A 15,108-nucleotide genomic window follows, 5' to 3' on the forward strand; every position below is an offset into this window, starting at 1 on the left:
ACCATTGACAGATACGAAGAAAAGTCGTCATTGCGAGGAGGTACGACGAAGTAATCTAAGATTGCTTCGTCGGCTGAAAAAAGCCTTCTCGCAATGACGATGCTCTGAGGCGATTTACACCACATTATCTCCTGTCATATATAATGATTTTTATAAAATAAATTACCCCTCAGGTGAACTAAGGTGCCTAAGGTGGTTCAATAACAAACAGCGGTATTTTTCTACCACCTAAGCCACTGAGCGCATGTTAGTTTATAAATGGCTTAAATTGTAATCAAACAAAAAAGGTTCAGCTGTTTCCAACTGAACCTTTCAGGTTTCATCCCGCCTTGGCGGAAATCATTATTATCTTAAATCTACAACCTCAACACCAGGATATTTTTTAGCATCAAAAGCAAAAGTAGTTTCAGGTACATTTACATTAGGTGAAAAAGTTTTCACATTGTAAGTGTATTTGTTTCCGTTTTTATCAAACAATACCACGTTTGCAATCTGTTTAGCGGCTTTATCAATACTTAAACGTACTTTAAAAATCGATTTTTTAGCATCAACAGGTGTCAAATCGATCATTTCATAAGTTTTACCACCTACTTTTTCATCGCCGGTGTAAACGTATTTAAATCCTTTTTCGTAAACCGTAAAAATTTTAGCAGGATTAATGGCATCACCGCTATTATCTACATTGCTTACCTGCACCTCTTTATCTTTTTTCAGGTAAGTCCATTGGCTTTTACCATCGCTAAATAATTCCTGATTGGTCATGGCCACTTTATATTTATTAGAATTGGCTTTAACGTATAAGGTACCTTGCTGGGTTTCTTTTACTTTAGCTTTTGGATTATCCAAAGTAAAGGTAAAATCTGTTTTTACAATATTATACGATTTGTATTTTTTACTCACATCAGCTAAAATGGCTTTAGCTTTCGCATCAGTTTGAGCATAAGTTGAAGTTGTAAAAGCAACTACAACCATTAATGCTGAAATTAATTTCTTCATCTTTTCTTTTTTAAGTTTTTTCTTTGAAACGTTAGAGTAGATTTTTACTAAATAGTTTAATCTAACCTTTGTCATCCATACTATTCAAGAATTGTTCCAAAGAATACTCATCTGGGTATAAAACTTCTCTTGCTTTACTTCCTTCAAACGGGCCAACAATACCTGCAGCTTCTAATTGATCAATAATCCGGCCTGCCCTGTTATAGCCCAGCTTAAGTTTACGCTGTATTAATGAGGTAGAACCTTGTTGATGCATCACAATCAGCCTGGCAGCATCTTCAAAAAACTTATCACGCTCGTTAGGATCAAAATCAGCCTTGCTTCCCTCTCCTGCTTCATCTACATATTCAGGTAGCTGGTAAGCATCTGCATAACCACGCTGGTTACCGATATATTCAGAAATCCGGTCTACTTCAGGTGTATCAACGAAAGCACACTGTAGCCTGATTAAGTCGCTTCCTGTAGATAAGAGCATATCACCACGACCAATTAACTGATCAGCACCGCCACTATCTAAAATGGTCCTCGAATCTATTTTCGATAAAACCCTGAAGGCTAACCTGGCCGGGAAGTTGGCCTTAATGGTACCTGTAATAATATTTACTGACGGGCGCTGGGTTGCCAGTACCAGATGGATCCCGATAGCCCTTGCCAGCTGCGCCAAACGTGCAATCGGTGCTTCAACCTCTTTACCTGCAGTCATCATTAAATCGGCAAACTCATCCACCACCAAAACAATAAAAGGCAAAAACCGGTGACCATTATTTGGGTTAAGCTTACGCTTGATAAATTTATCGTTATATTCTTTCAGATTCCTTACCTGTGCATCTTTCAATAAATCGTAACGCTGATCCATTTCGATACAAAGCGAGTTTAAGGTATTTACCACTTTTTTGGTATCGGTAATGATAGCATCAGCTTCACCCGGAAGTTTAGCTAAAAAGTGCCTTTCGATCCGGTTAAACAAGGTTAATTCCACCTTTTTCGGATCTACCAATACAAATTTCAACTGCGCAGGGTGTTTTTTGAACAATAATGAAACCAAAATGGCATTAATACCCACCGATTTACCCTGACCAGTTGCTCCAGCTACCAATAAGTGGGGCATTTTGGCTAAATCGGCAATAAACACCTCATTACTAATGGTTTTACCTAATGCAATGGGCAGATCCATAGTAGTTTGGCTCCATTTTTCGGTATTTAAAATGCTGCGCATCGGCACCATTTCAGGGTGCTGGTTAGGTACCTCGATACCAATTGTACCTTTACCCGGCATCGGCGCAATAATACGGATACCTAGCGCCGCTAGTGAAAGTGCGATATCATCTTCTAAATTTTTAATTTTAGAAATCCTGACCCCCGGAGCAGGAATAATTTCATAAAGGGTAACCGTAGGGCCAATTGTTGCCTTAATCTTATCAATTTCGATATTGTAGTGATTAAGCGTTTCAACAATTTTATTTTTGTTGGCTTCCAGTTCTTCGGCGTTAACCGAAATTTTATTGGTGCCATAATTCTCTAATAAATCAATGGTTGGGTACTTATAACCTGCCAAATCAAGTTTTTCATCGTAATTACCAAACTGCTCAACCAAATCTTCTGATTTTTTCTCTTCTTCAGTTTTTTCAATCGTAAATGCAGGTTCTTTTTCGGCTTCAATTGGTGGTTCTACCGTTAAAGGCATTGTAGCAGCAGCAGTAGCCAAAGGTAAATTTGTAGCTAAAGGAGACAATACAACTGGTGGCGCAACAGCTTCTTCCTCTTCTTTTTCTTCATAACGGCTGGGTTGCAATACCACATTTTGTTGTTTGCGCTCGTTGCTTACAGGCGGTTTATCACGTACCGGAAATTCAATCGGTTCAGCAGTTTCTTCTACTATCTTATTTTTGGTTGACTGCTCTCTGATATCATTCACATAATCAGGAGTTTCGTTATCCAGGTAAACTTCTTTTGCTTTACGCTCGGGGAATTTAAAATCGATGTTATAAGCGATAATCAAAATGGTTAATCCCGCAAAAGCAATTAATCCGGCAACACCGGCTGCTCCAATCTGGGCACCTAATAATTTATTGCTCCAGTAACCAAACTCTCCTTCCAGGTAATGCGGCGATTCTGACCAGAAACTATGTGCAAAACCCAGGGTCAGGGAAATAAAGAGTAAAAAGAAAAAGCTATAACCCAATGTTTTAGAAATAGAAAGGATTTTAACTTTAAACAATAAACGGTAACCGATAATAAAAAAGGCTAAAACGAATAAAAAAGAGGCAATACCAAACCATTCGTAAATGAACTGATGTGACAATAATGCCCCAAACTTGCCCAACCAGTTTTGAACAACTGGCGTTGTAACGCCTGCAGTTTTTAATTCTTCGGATGTTTTAAACAGATTGCCCCAGCCACCGTTTGCATCGATTACATAACTCTGGTCATCCTGCCAGGTAAAAAGGTAAGAAGTAAAGGCAATTAAAAAGTATAATGACAAGATCACAAAAAACAGACCTACAATTTTAATTGCACGTCCGTCTGCCAGATCGAATCTTGGTAAAAATTCTCTTTTTTCTTTTGGCTGCCGACCTGATGAAGGTCTGCCTGGTGCGCTTTCTGCACCTTTATCTCTGAATGTATTGGTTTTAAACTGGTTACCCCGTACCGACATTTTCTTTCCTAAATAATTTAATATTGAACAAACTTAGATAAAACTGCGCAGCATTAATAAAAAAAATAATCACAAATCGCTCCTGTACATAATTTTATATAATCTGCCTTAAATTAAATAAAAATATCCATCGGGCATTAAACCTTAAACAGAAATTATTGTCTATTATTTTAACAACGCACAAGTTGTTACGTTTTGTCAAATGAAACGGATTTTGTTTTAGGTTTTATCCCGTTTTGCCTGGAGAGGTTAAACGGGATTTTTTTATTAATAGACCTTATAGGTTTAAGTTGTCGTTTAATTTATTTCTAAGGGTCTCGTGAGGGCTGAAGCCGTTAATAAAACCTGTAAGGTCTTAGACAGGTGGCTAAAGTGGTCAATATTATATTGAAAAGCAGGGTTCAGTTCATTTCGGTAACGATAGTCCTGCTATCACTTCAAGTCCTCATTCGTACCTCGTTCCGGGCTTTCCGTTTTATCAGGTTTATTTAATAGGGGGCTCTCGTTCTTAGGCCTTTCGATCAAGACCTCGCAGGTTTTTAAAACCTGCGAGGTCTATAGAAGGTTAATGCCCACATCAATTAGTTATTGATTTTTTGGCAGATGGCCTTTTTTAAAAACCTGAGAAGTCAAATCTTGCTAATTTGCTGCACACTATATATATTTAGGCAATAAAGTTTACAATTCCTTAATTTTTGGTAATTTAAGTCGATTTTTAAATAATATTATGGGTATAGCGCAGCTCGAAGAACAAATTGAGGCCGGAAATTTACAAGCGGTAAAAGAAATTTTGGTAAAAAACCCGAAATTGGCCAATGTTGATACTTCACATCACATTTCGCCATTATTATTGGCCTGTTATTATAAAAAACAGGAAATTGCCGATTTAATCGCCGAATTTGTTGATGACTTAACACTTTTTGAAGCTTGCGCCGTTGGCAAATTTGATGCCGCTACCTTATTGATTTTTCAAAACCCCGATAGCATTAATCAGTTTTCTGAAGATGGTTTTACACCATTAGGCTTAGCCTGCTATTTCGGCCATGAAGATTTAGCCCGTTTTTTGGTACTTAAAGGCGCAGATGTTAACCTGGCATCAAAAAATGGGTTTAATGTATTTCCGATTCACTCGGCTGTTGCAGCCAATAATTTTAACATTACCAAAATGTTGCTAGATGCTGGTGCATACCCGAATGTTTGCCAAAAAGCTGGATTGGCGCCATTGCATACCGCAGCGCAATTGGGAAATATCGAAATAATTATTTTGCTTTTAGAACATGGAGCAGAGGTATCTTTACGCATGGAAGGCGGAAAATTACCGGCAGATTTAGCTGCAGAAAAAGGATTTAATGAAATTGCAGAAATTTTAAGAGATGATGATTAGTCAGTTATCAGTTTGTAGTTACCAATTTTCAGTTAATTTAACTACAAATCGTAAATTGAAAACTGATGTTATTCCCATATCCTCAGCCGCATTCTTTTCATATAAGTTCTGATATCCAGCACTACTGCAGCCAAAAAATAGAATAAGATTGGAAAACCTACCGCTAAAAACGACGAATAAATAAAAAACAAGCGGACTTTTGCCGTACTCATATTCAACTTGTTGGCCAAATACGTGGAGACACCAAAACTCTGCTGCTCAAAATAAGTTATAATTCTCTGGAACATTTTAAGCTTATTTTAAAACCCTGATAACGGTAAGTCAACATTAATTATTGTAAACCGGACCATGATTTAGTTTTCAAACCCTAATTTAGCAAAATAATCGGTTAAACCTGCAATACTATTTTTTTGAAAATATAGTTTATTCGAGAACGAGTTTTTCAAAATCCTGTTTATCCTCGTGTTTAATAAAAAGAATCTGTTGTTCTTCCAAACCGGAAAACTTATTGATTAATTCTGTTTTAAACTGATGAATATCAGCCTCTTTCTTCAATATAACGGTTAATGCGTCTGCATTACCCCTAACTTCGATAATCTGATCAGGATAAAGTTCTTTTAGCTCGTGCGGGAATTCCATAGTTGTTAAAACGGATTATAGGTTAGAAAGTTTTCTACTGGAAAAATTTATCTGATTATGCTTGTTTTAGAATTTTAATTCCAATACCACAAGATAGGCATTTTTTCTCATCACAGTACTGCTTTTTCAACTGTAAAATACCTTGAGATGCAAATGCATGCCCGATTTTTACACCTGCCCCTGTAAATTTATCAATAATTGCATTTTCTTCAGCAGGCAGGCTTTCTAACAACCTTACGGCCCTGTTGATGTAAAACTGTGTAGCAGTGTGTTTTCCATAAGCAAACAAGAACAAAGCGACGGTATTAAGGAGAATATTATCTACAGAAGCTTTACCGATCTGTATGTTTACACCAGCAGTTTCTTTTTTAAAATGATAATGTTTTTTCCAATAATTGTTAATGGGCAGGTTTTCGAATAAGGCACGTAACTGCGCTATATCTTTTATTTCCATTACTTTAGAAAAAAGATGATTGGCCTTTACAATTAATGCAGCAAACTGGGCCAAACGGATGGTTGGAAAATTCTGTGGACGCATCCGCATAAATTTCCAGACCGAAATTTCGACTGGTTTTATTTTATATTTCTTCTGTAGAAAACTGAATTCGGCTTTTAGCTTTTGGGGATATTCTTCTTCAAACTGATCATTTAAAAATCCTGCCGCACCAAAAACAAGCGCTTCAATTTGATGGGGGTTATTTTTATGTTTGGAATAAATATTCTGTGGAACTGCTTTTGCAAGCAGCTCGAAAGGTAGTGCATTTATTTTGAATCCAAAATTACGGGCCATAAAACGATAAAAAGTTTCGTCCCAATTGCCTTTCAGTTCATTTAAAGTTTCGGTAACTACTGCTGTTTTTTGCTCAAAACGTTCAATCAGGGTTCTGGCTAAAAAAGAATCTACAATCAATGGGTCAACATTGCCTATTTGAGCAATACAAGGGAAATCGGTAAGGGTAAGGAACAGTTTTTCATATTTTTTGATCAGATTGGCAGAAATGCGACTTTTTAATTCGAGCACCGGCAATACCGTATTGTCCATTCTTTTAATTTCGGCATCATGTTCGTAAACTACATGCAAAATTACATTCTCATAAGCAGGGTCTTTTTGATGATTGTGCTTTAACCAATCTGACGATTTGAGGTGGATTTCTATATTGCCAGCCCAAATGGTATCGCCTATTTCGATTTTCGCATGAAAAAAATCCGGTCCGGCGTTTTTATTAAGTAAACCCGGATTGATGATTTTGAGGCTTTCTCCACCAGCCGTTTGCAGGTCTATGTAATCAAAGGACCTGAACTGCCACACGTAATGAAGAAAATCTTCTGGAAAATTCATTCTTGAAGATAAAAAATTCTGAAGGCTTGTTTATTGAATCTTCCAATATGTAAAAAAATATATCACTTTGAATAATCAATCTACTAATGGTTAGATATCAAATCTTTCGCTTCTATAGAATAATTGTTAAATACGTATGTAACGAGAAACCGGTTATCGCTTTTTTCAAACACAAAATACCAGGTAGTATTTTGGTTCATATTGAAATGAATATAATGTTTTCCAAATTTTAAAAGGCTATTTGAACAAGGATAATGTTTTTTGTGATGAATATTCCTCTCCACATTATAGATTATTTTTGAAACATAGTTTAGGGCACTTTCTTTATATGAAAAATAACCTGCATAGAACAGATCTTCAATAAGTTGATTAAAATATAGGAGCACTGAAGGATGAAAATTTACAATTATTTCCAAGGTAATTTATGTATATTCTCATGAGCAGACTTTTCAAACTCTTTAGCTGAAATACTTTGAGCCCATTTTTCTTCAAATGATACCTGATCTTTCTTTAAATAAGCAACTTCAGCTTCCCGAACAACAAATTGGTTTTCTTCTGTTAAGATATTGATCAAGCGATTTTTTTCTTCTGTCGTTAATGCGCGAACCAGTTCAACCAACTTTTCAAATGTTACTTTATTTGACAAATCCTTCATAAACTTAACCTTATATATAAAGATAATAATTCTTTAACACAGTTAGCCAGAGCTTAACACATTATATACTAAAGCACAACCAGACAAATAACGATAGATAACTTTGTGCTTTAGTATCCGAGGTTAAAAGCAGGTACCTAAACTAATTCCGCCTTAATCAATATCTGCTCCATTTCTTTCTGTAGCTTCAATGCCTCTTCTCTCGCTTTTTCTGCAAAATCTTCTCCATGGCTGGCGTAAATAATCCCTCTTGATGAGTTGATCAATAATCCGCATTGTGCATTTAAACCGTATTTACATACTTCGTTCAAATCGCCACCCTGTGCGCCAACACCTGGCACCAACAAGAAGTGATTAGGTGCCAGTTTACGTACATCGCCAAAAGCTGATCCACGGGTTGCACCTACTACATACATCATCTGCTCATCCGTAGCCCAGGTTTGTGATGTTTTAAGCACTTTTTCGAAAAGTTTATCTTCTCCTATCTCCTGTAACTGAAAATCAGCATGACCGCTGTTTGAGGTTAAAGCCAGAAGAATTACCCATTTATTCTTAAAAGTTAAAAATGGAGTTACCGAATCGCTTCCCATATAAGGTGCTACGGTAACCGAGTCGAAACTCATTTCTGATGATGCCGCATTAAAAAATGTTTCGGCATACATGGCTGAGGTATTCCCAATATCACCACGTTTGGCATCGGCAATAGAAAAAATATCTTTTGGGATATATTTCCAGGTTTCGATTAAAGTTTCCCATCCTCTTTTACCATAACACTCGTAAAAAGCAGTATTGGGTTTATAAGCTACACAAAGATCTTTAGTGGCATCAATAATCTGTTTATTGAATTCCAGAATCGGATTTTCATACTTTAACAGGTGTTTTGGGATTTTATCCAACGAAGAATCCAATCCGACACATAAAAATGAACGTTTTTTTTGTATCTGCTCAAAAAGTTGTTGCTTTGTCATATATGGGCTTATTTGCTGCAAATATGAAGATTTTTAAGTTTTTTGAGCGACAAAATAATACCCATTTGAATTATTTTTATAAACATTTTAAACTTTTGCTTGCAGATTACGTTTCAAATACATACAATTGCAACATAATTTCTCAACCGTTTATCTGAATATCCCAGAAAAATTTATCAAGACTTGTTTTTTGTTATCCTTTTTTAAAAGCAAAATTTGCTTTTTATTCAGCTTGTAAACAATTATGAAACAATTTGGGCATTTTCCATAATGAACTCAATTAATGTTTTATAACCTTAAGAATTTATACACAATGAAACTGCCGGGCTTACGCTAACATAAATATTTTTAGGCCTGTGTAGATTTATAACAGAAAACATCCGTTATAAACAAATGAAAAATTTCTTGAAACATATATATCTAGAATGTTTAGTAAAACAGAATTAAATGATAAGCTCACAACTGAATTACGTGAGCTGGCAAAAAGCTATGGCATTGAAGGTGCCGACTCCCTAAGAAAAATCGACCTTGTTGAAGTACTTTTACACCAACAGGAAATTATAAATGCCGCTAAGGCTGGTGCAGATCCTTACAGCGAAGTAGAACCTATTGCAGCTGCCCCTGCCCCAAAAACCAAAGCTGCTAAAACGCCTAAAGTTGCAGCAGCGGCTGCGGCTGCCGCCGCTACAGTGGTTACTGAAGAACCAGTTGCTGCCGAGAAACCTGTCGCAACAGAAAAACCTGTTAAAAAAAGAGCCAGGTTAAGTAAAGACGAACCAGCAGCGCCAATTGAAAGAAGAAGAGATTCGGTAACATTATTTGACGAACCGCAGCACCAGCAACAACCTGAAAGACAGCCGGACAGAATTGTTGAATCTGAGGAAAGTGTAAAACCAATTTCTGCTTTAATTGAAGAAAGTGCAGAAGTACTTCCGGTAGCTCAGAAACAAAAACAAGAGCCAAAAGAAAAACAGGAAAAACCACAACGTGATGAAAACCGCCAGCAAAAACAACCAGGCGGTGGCAACCACCACAAAAACGAAAACAGTTATTCTAACTTAGATTTCGATAACGTAATTACAAATGAGGGTGTTTTAGAAATTATGCCTGATGGTTACGGTTTCTTACGCTCTGCTGATTACAACTATTTAACTTCTCCTGATGATATTTATGTATCTCAGTCGCAAATAAAACTTTTTGGCTTAAAAACTGGTGATACCGTTAAAGGTAGTATCCGCCCGCCAAAAGAAGGCGAAAAATATTTCCCGCTTGTTCGTGTAGAAACCATTAACGGCAGAATTCCTGCTGAGGTTCGCGACCGTGTTCCTTTCGATTATTTAACACCACTTTTCCCAACCGAAAAATTAAATTTATTTACGGATAACAGTAATTACTCTACCCGTATTATGGATTTATTTACCCCAATTGGTAAAGGACAGCGTGGTTTAATTGTAGCACAACCGAAAACAGGTAAAACCAATTTATTAAAAGAAGTTGCCAACGCAATTGCCAAAAACCATCCGGAAGTTTACTTAATCATCTTGTTGATTGATGAACGTCCGGAAGAGGTTACCGATATGGCGCGTAGTGTAAGGGCTGAGGTAATTGCCTCAACTTTTGATGAACCAGCTGAGCGTCACGTAAAAATTGCCAATATTGTTTTAGAGAAATCTAAACGTTTGGTTGAAAGCGGACATGATGTAGTGATTCTTTTAGATTCTATTACACGTTTGGCCAGGGCATATAACACAACTGCCCCTGCATCAGGTAAAATATTATCAGGTGGTGTTGATGCAAATGCATTACACAAGCCAAAACGTTTCTTTGGTGCAGCACGTAACATCGAAAATGGTGGTTCATTAACCATTTTGGCTACGGCATTAACGGATACAGGTTCTAAAATGGATGAAGTGATCTTCGAAGAATTTAAAGGAACAGGTAACATGGAACTTCAGTTAGACCGTAAATTATCTAACAAACGTATTTTCCCTGCCATCGATATTACTGCTTCAAGTACCCGTCGCGATGATTTATTGCTTGATAGAGATATTTTGCAACGTGTATGGATTTTACGTAACCACCTTGCTGACATGAACAGCCAGGAGGCTATGGAATTTGTTCAATCACAAATAAAAGGAACAAAAAGCAACGAAGAGTTCTTAATTTCGATGAACAGCTAAATTAAGGTTAAGGGCTGAAAGGTTGAAGGTATAAGGGTTTTCTTATAACCTTCCAACCTTTCAGCTTTCCAACCTCCCAACCATATGAAAAAGCATCTCCCTAATGCGATTACCTGTGCAAACCTTTTTTCTGGTTGTATCGGAATCGTTTTTGCGTTTAAAGGCAATTTAGAAACCGCAGCATATTTCGTTATTTTATCTGGAATATTCGATTTTTTTGATGGGATGGTTGCGCGTTTGCTTAATGTTAAATCGGCCATTGGGAAAGACCTGGATTCGTTGGCTGATATGGTAAGCTTTGGGCTTTTGCCCGGGGTAATCATGTTCCACCTATTAAAAGCAAGCGATTATTCATCCGAATATCTACCCTATTTAGGTTTTATCATCACCATTTTTTCTGCGCTCAGGTTAGCTAAATTCAATAATGATGAAAGGCAAACGGAAGATTTTATTGGTTTAAATACACCAATGAATACCCTGTTTATCTGCTCATTGCCTTTTATTGCAGTCGATTATCCTCAGGTAATTGGTTCGACCATTTTATTAATAGCCATTACGGCGATTACCAGTTTCTTACTGATCAGCGAGATCAAAATTTTCTCATTAAAATTTAGTGATTTAAGCTGGGCAAAAAATAAGATCAAATTTATCTTTCTTATCTTATCTGTTATACTAATTGCTTTTCTAAAATTTGCAGCGATACCTTTTGTCCTGGTATTGTATATTGCTTTATCAATACTACATTTTAAGGGCAAAACCGGCAGTAATAAGATTTAAATTTCGTTTCGTTAGAACACGAACTGAGGAAATTTCGTGCGAACCTTCCTACAGTTTAGAAACAAGCTTTATTTTCTCTTGCTTAAGTTGGAAAAGAATATCAGAAAGCATCAATTTTAGCTTCTCCAGATCTGATCGAATTTTATCAAGTGCGATTTTATTTCTCGCATTGTTTTCAATTGCCTCAACCAGCAGTTTTGCATCATTCCGGCCAACATAAATGAATGTGGGTTTTATCTTATGTGCATGATTAGCTACTTTACTCCAGTTCTCATTCGTTAAAGCATTCTCCATCTCCGCTAAATAAACCGGCGTATGTTCAATAAAGGTTTCGAAAAATTCTGCTAAAAATGCCGGATCATCGCCAACCATTTCGATCAGATAGGAAAAATCAAGCGGCTCACCATGGCTATTTGTCATATCATTATTTTTTTAACCTCAAGCGGGTCTTCTATACTTCTGCTAATGGCTAAAATAGTTTCGCCCAATATCGGGTGTAAAACATCAGGCGCTATTTCAGCCAAAGGCTCCATTACAAATTTTCTATGCTGCATGTGCGGATGCGGTACCTGAAGTTTATCCGGAATATTGATAATTTCATTACCAAAAAGGATCAGGTCGATGTCAATCAACCTCTCCCCCCATTTATCTTTTCTTACCCTGCCCAGCTCCTGCTCAATACTTAACGCATGATCTAAAACTTCCAAAGCACTTAAATTGGTCTGCAAGACCACTGCCTGGTTTAAAAAAGCAGGCTGATCGGTTTTACCCCATGCTGCTGTTTCGTATAATGATGAAACAGCAACTACCTTACCTATTTTTTCGTTCAATAATTCCACGGCACTCTTTAAATTCCCTTCCCTATCGCCCAAATTTCCACCCAGTAACAAATAAGCGGTACTGCACTCTAAAGCCTTATTAAGCATCATGTATTTTTATATCTTTACAGCACAAAATTAAAACATTTAAATGAGAGAATTCTTTAAGTATTTATTTGCCTCTATGTTGGGCTTTTTCTTATCGATGGTAATTATATTTATTATCTGCTTTGTGATCATTGTAGGTGCGATATCATCCATAGATAGCGATAAAACAGTTATTGTGTCTAACAACTCGGTACTGTTCTTGAATTTAGACCAGGCCATTACCGAGCGTACACCAAAAAATCCGTTCGGGAACCTGCCTATTGTTGGCAGTGAAGAAAAAGACGGCATTGGTTTGAACGATTTTATTAAAGCCCTACAAAAAGCCAAAACAGACGATAATATTAAATGTGTTTATCTAAACGTGAGCAGCCCGAATGCAGGTTATGCAACCTTACGCGAGGTTAGAAATGCTTTGATCGATTTTAAAAAATCGCATAAAAAAATTATTGCCTACAGCGAAGTTTACACGCAAGGTGCTTATTATCTAGCTTCAGTAGCCGATAAAGTATATCTAAATCCGGAGGGAGCCTTAGAGTTTAAAGGTTTTAGCTCCGAACTGACCTTTTTCAAGGGAACTTTAGAAAAAGTGGGGGTAGAAATGCAGGTCATTCGCGTAGGAAACTACAAAAGTGCAGTTGAGCCCTTTATTCTGGATAAAATGAGCGATTATAACCGGAAACAGGTTACTGCTTACGTTGGTGGTTTATACAATACATTCCTATCCGATATTGCACTGAGTAGAAATATCCAGAAAGATAGTCTTTACACTATTGCTGACAACTATAAAGTGCAACAGCCACAGGATGCCGTAAATTTTAAAATGATCGATGCTTTAAAATATAAAGATCAGATTTTAGAAGAGTTGAAAGGCTTATCCGGCCGAACCAGGGGAGAAAATATCCGCTCGGTTTCTATTAACGATTACGCCAAGAACAATACTGATACGGGCGAAGGAAAAGATAAAGTTGCCGTAATTTATGCCAACGGCGAAATTAGCGGAGGCGAAGGTTCTGATAACCAGATTGGTTCGGAACGTATTTCCAGAGCGATTAGAAAAGCCCGTTTAGATGACGATATCAAAGCGGTTGTACTCCGCGTAAACTCACCGGGTGGTAGTGCATTGGCTTCAGATGTGATCTGGAGAGAAATTGTACTAACCAAAAAGGAAAAACCGGTTATTGCATCTTTCGGTGATGTGGCTGCATCGGGCGGTTACTACATTGGCTGTGCGGCGGATAGTATTTTTGTTCAACCCAATACCATTACAGGTTCAATTGGTGTGTTTGGTATTATCCCGAATTTCCAAAATTTAATGACCAACAAACTTGGAATTACATTTGATGGCGTTAAAACGGGTAAATACGCAGATATTATGGCTACGAACCGCCCTATGACGGAAGGTGAAAGGTTTATTATCCAAAATGAATTAAATAGAATTTACAGCGGTTTTGTGAGCCGTGTGGCCGATGGCAGAAAGAAAAGCAAAGCTTATATTGATAGCATTGGTGGTGGCCACGTTTGGATCGGAACAGATGCCGTTCAGATTGGTTTAGCCGATAGAATTGGAAGTTTTAACGATGCCATTAAAGCAGCCGCTAAAAAAGCTAAGTTAAAGAAATATAAGGTTGTGGAATATCCGGATGTAATTGATCCCTGGAAATCACTAATGGATGAAGGTACAGATAAGATTAAAACCTATTATACCAAACAGGAACTGGGCGATAATTACTTTTTATACCAACAAATGAAAAAGGTAATTGCAAGCTCGGGTATTCAGGCCAGAATGCCGTTCGAAGCAGTGATCAAATAAAATCCAGACCTCGCAGGTTTTTGAAACCTGCGAGGTCTAATCTAATTCTCCATCTCAAATCTCTTATCTAAATTTCACTATTTATTCAATCAACTTCCACTCCGGGTGCAAGGTTAAATAAGTTGCATTAACCGGAATATTTACCGGATGTACCGTTAAAGAAATGCTTTTCCCTTTTAAAAACTCGAAACCAATTCCGTCTTTTTTGGCATCATAAACCGTTACCGTATCTTTTTCTTCATTTAAATAAGAAGAAAGTTTTTCGATGCCTGGGAATTTCAGCTTGGTATCTTCCAAAGTAGTGCCTGTTGCCAACCCATCTTGTGTTTTAAACTTGTTTGAGGTAATCCTGATCTGCTTAACATCCTTTACCCGCATACTGGTATCCCGGTAAGAAGAATACACGGCAATTTCATTTCGGTGTTTCGCAGTCGAATCGTTGCTGTACCAAATCCCCCAGGCTTTTCCCATCGCTGCATCGCCAGCATCAGGTCTGCCAAGCTTTTTACCTACCTGCTCCATATCTTCCCCTAAGGCTATTTCACCAATCGAACGACCAGCGATAACCAAAAATCGTTCATTTACAGTTTGCGCAGGAACAGAAGTTGTGTTCAGTACTGAATCGCCTTTATTTTCATCGGTTTTCTTTGCAGATTGGCACGCAACCAAACTTATACCTAATCCTAAAAGGATAGTTTTTATAGATTTCATGAGTGTAAAACAACACTTTAATAAAATTGTGTTTATAAATAAATAAGTCGAGTCAAAATTTGGGGCA

Annotated in this window: 14 protein-coding genes; 4 read left to right on the top strand and 10 right to left on the bottom strand. The window is 37.2% G+C overall.

Features of this window, described 5'->3' with window-relative positions; translation table 11 throughout:
• Positions 1-345: 345 nt before the first annotated feature.
• Positions 346-996, bottom strand: a complete 651-nt coding sequence (locus U859_RS0108185; RefSeq protein WP_025142915.1) for a LolA family protein — start codon at positions 994-996, stop codon at positions 346-348.
• A 61-nt stretch (positions 997-1,057) separates the two neighbouring features.
• Positions 1,058-3,652 carry an FtsK/SpoIIIE family DNA translocase gene (locus tag U859_RS0108190; protein WP_025142916.1) on the bottom strand — a complete coding sequence of 865 codons (2,595 nt, stop codon included), beginning with the start codon at positions 3,650-3,652 and terminating at the stop codon, positions 1,058-1,060.
• Between the two features lie 727 nt (positions 3,653-4,379).
• Between U859_RS0108190 and U859_RS0108195 the strand changes: the two genes are divergently transcribed.
• Positions 4,380-5,036, top strand: coding sequence for an ankyrin repeat domain-containing protein (locus tag U859_RS0108195; RefSeq protein WP_025142917.1), 657 nt, complete (start codon positions 4,380-4,382; stop codon positions 5,034-5,036).
• A 68-nt stretch (positions 5,037-5,104) separates the two neighbouring features.
• Here U859_RS0108195 and U859_RS31585 read toward each other — a convergent pair whose 3' ends face one another.
• From U859_RS31585 to pyrF, 5 genes are all read right to left on the bottom strand, one after another.
• Entirely contained in the window at positions 5,105-5,323 is a 219-nt protein-coding gene (locus U859_RS31585; protein ID WP_029277136.1) for a PspC domain-containing protein, read from the bottom strand.
• A 136-nt stretch (positions 5,324-5,459) separates the two neighbouring features.
• The gene (locus U859_RS0108200) at positions 5,460-5,675 is read right to left on the bottom strand and encodes a hypothetical protein (RefSeq protein WP_025142918.1); all 216 of its coding nucleotides are present in this window, start codon (positions 5,673-5,675) and stop codon (positions 5,460-5,462) included.
• A gap of 55 nt (positions 5,676-5,730) precedes the next feature.
• A complete protein-coding gene (locus U859_RS0108205) occupies positions 5,731-7,014 on the bottom strand; it encodes a DUF2851 family protein (protein WP_025142919.1) in 1,284 nt (427 codons plus the stop codon).
• Between the two features lie 406 nt (positions 7,015-7,420).
• On the bottom strand, positions 7,421-7,669 hold the full coding sequence (locus U859_RS0108215) for a hypothetical protein (RefSeq protein WP_025142921.1): 249 nt from the start codon (positions 7,667-7,669) through the stop codon (positions 7,421-7,423).
• A 137-nt stretch (positions 7,670-7,806) separates the two neighbouring features.
• Entirely contained in the window at positions 7,807-8,637 is an 831-nt protein-coding gene (gene pyrF, locus U859_RS0108220) for an orotidine-5'-phosphate decarboxylase (RefSeq protein ID WP_025142922.1), read from the bottom strand.
• A gap of 425 nt (positions 8,638-9,062) precedes the next feature.
• Between pyrF and rho the strand changes: the two genes are divergently transcribed.
• On the top strand, positions 9,063-10,817 hold the full coding sequence (gene rho, locus U859_RS0108230; RefSeq protein ID WP_025142923.1) for a transcription termination factor Rho: 1,755 nt from the start codon (positions 9,063-9,065) through the stop codon (positions 10,815-10,817).
• 84 nt (positions 10,818-10,901) lie between these two features.
• The gene (pssA, locus tag U859_RS0108235) at positions 10,902-11,594 is read left to right on the top strand and encodes a CDP-diacylglycerol--serine O-phosphatidyltransferase (protein WP_025142924.1); all 693 of its coding nucleotides are present in this window, start codon (positions 10,902-10,904) and stop codon (positions 11,592-11,594) included.
• 48 nt (positions 11,595-11,642) lie between these two features.
• Here the strand turns inward: pssA and U859_RS0108240 are convergent, their stop codons facing one another.
• The gene (locus tag U859_RS0108240; protein WP_025142925.1) at positions 11,643-12,014 is read right to left on the bottom strand and encodes an Hpt domain-containing protein; all 372 of its coding nucleotides are present in this window, start codon (positions 12,012-12,014) and stop codon (positions 11,643-11,645) included.
• Complete coding sequence (gene folK / locus U859_RS0108245) at positions 12,011-12,523, bottom strand: 2-amino-4-hydroxy-6-hydroxymethyldihydropteridine diphosphokinase (protein ID WP_025142926.1); 513 nt, start codon at positions 12,521-12,523, stop codon at positions 12,011-12,013. The genes U859_RS0108240 and folK overlap by 4 nt, the downstream gene beginning before the upstream one ends.
• Before the next feature lie 40 nt (positions 12,524-12,563).
• Here folK and sppA point away from each other — a divergent pair, with 40 nt between their 5' ends.
• Complete coding sequence (gene sppA, locus U859_RS0108250; RefSeq protein ID WP_025142927.1) at positions 12,564-14,330, top strand: signal peptide peptidase SppA; 1,767 nt, start codon at positions 12,564-12,566, stop codon at positions 14,328-14,330.
• 81 nt (positions 14,331-14,411) lie between these two features.
• On the opposite strand, the gene U859_RS0108255 is transcribed toward sppA, so the two are convergent.
• The gene (locus U859_RS0108255; protein ID WP_025142928.1) at positions 14,412-15,041 is read right to left on the bottom strand and encodes a hypothetical protein; all 630 of its coding nucleotides are present in this window, start codon (positions 15,039-15,041) and stop codon (positions 14,412-14,414) included.
• Positions 15,042-15,108: the final 67 nt, after the last annotated feature.

It is taken from the genome of Pedobacter jeongneungensis (genome assembly GCF_000633455.1).
Lineage (GTDB): Bacteria > Bacteroidota > Bacteroidia > Sphingobacteriales > Sphingobacteriaceae > Pedobacter > Pedobacter jeongneungensis_A.

Bases quoted from the DNA above. Each gene is read 5' to 3' on its own strand.
- U859_RS0108200 (WP_025142918.1), bottom strand. From the start codon at position 5,675: ATGGAATTCCCGCACGAGCTAAAAGAACTTTATCCTGATCAGATTATC.
- pssA (WP_025142924.1), top strand. From the start codon at position 10,902: ATGAAAAAGCATCTCCCTAATGCGATTACCTGTGCAAACCTTTTTTCT.
- folK (WP_025142926.1), bottom strand. From the start codon at position 12,523: ATGATGCTTAATAAGGCTTTAGAGTGCAGTACCGCTTATTTGTTACTG.
- U859_RS0108215 (WP_025142921.1), bottom strand. From the start codon at position 7,669: ATGAAGGATTTGTCAAATAAAGTAACATTTGAAAAGTTGGTTGAACTG.
- U859_RS0108240 (WP_025142925.1), bottom strand. From the start codon at position 12,014: ATGACAAATAGCCATGGTGAGCCGCTTGATTTTTCCTATCTGATCGAA.
- U859_RS0108190 (WP_025142916.1), bottom strand. From the start codon at position 3,652: ATGTCGGTACGGGGTAACCAGTTTAAAACCAATACATTCAGAGATAAA.
- U859_RS0108185 (WP_025142915.1), bottom strand. From the start codon at position 996: ATGAAGAAATTAATTTCAGCATTAATGGTTGTAGTTGCTTTTACAACT.
- U859_RS31585 (WP_029277136.1), bottom strand. From the start codon at position 5,323: ATGTTCCAGAGAATTATAACTTATTTTGAGCAGCAGAGTTTTGGTGTC.
- U859_RS0108205 (WP_025142919.1), bottom strand. From the start codon at position 7,014: ATGAATTTTCCAGAAGATTTTCTTCATTACGTGTGGCAGTTCAGGTCC.
- pyrF (WP_025142922.1), bottom strand. From the start codon at position 8,637: ATGACAAAGCAACAACTTTTTGAGCAGATACAAAAAAAACGTTCATTT.
- U859_RS0108255 (WP_025142928.1), bottom strand. From the start codon at position 15,041: ATGAAATCTATAAAAACTATCCTTTTAGGATTAGGTATAAGTTTGGTT.
- rho (WP_025142923.1), top strand. From the start codon at position 9,063: ATGTTTAGTAAAACAGAATTAAATGATAAGCTCACAACTGAATTACGT.
- U859_RS0108195 (WP_025142917.1), top strand. From the start codon at position 4,380: ATGGGTATAGCGCAGCTCGAAGAACAAATTGAGGCCGGAAATTTACAA.
- sppA (WP_025142927.1), top strand. From the start codon at position 12,564: ATGAGAGAATTCTTTAAGTATTTATTTGCCTCTATGTTGGGCTTTTTC.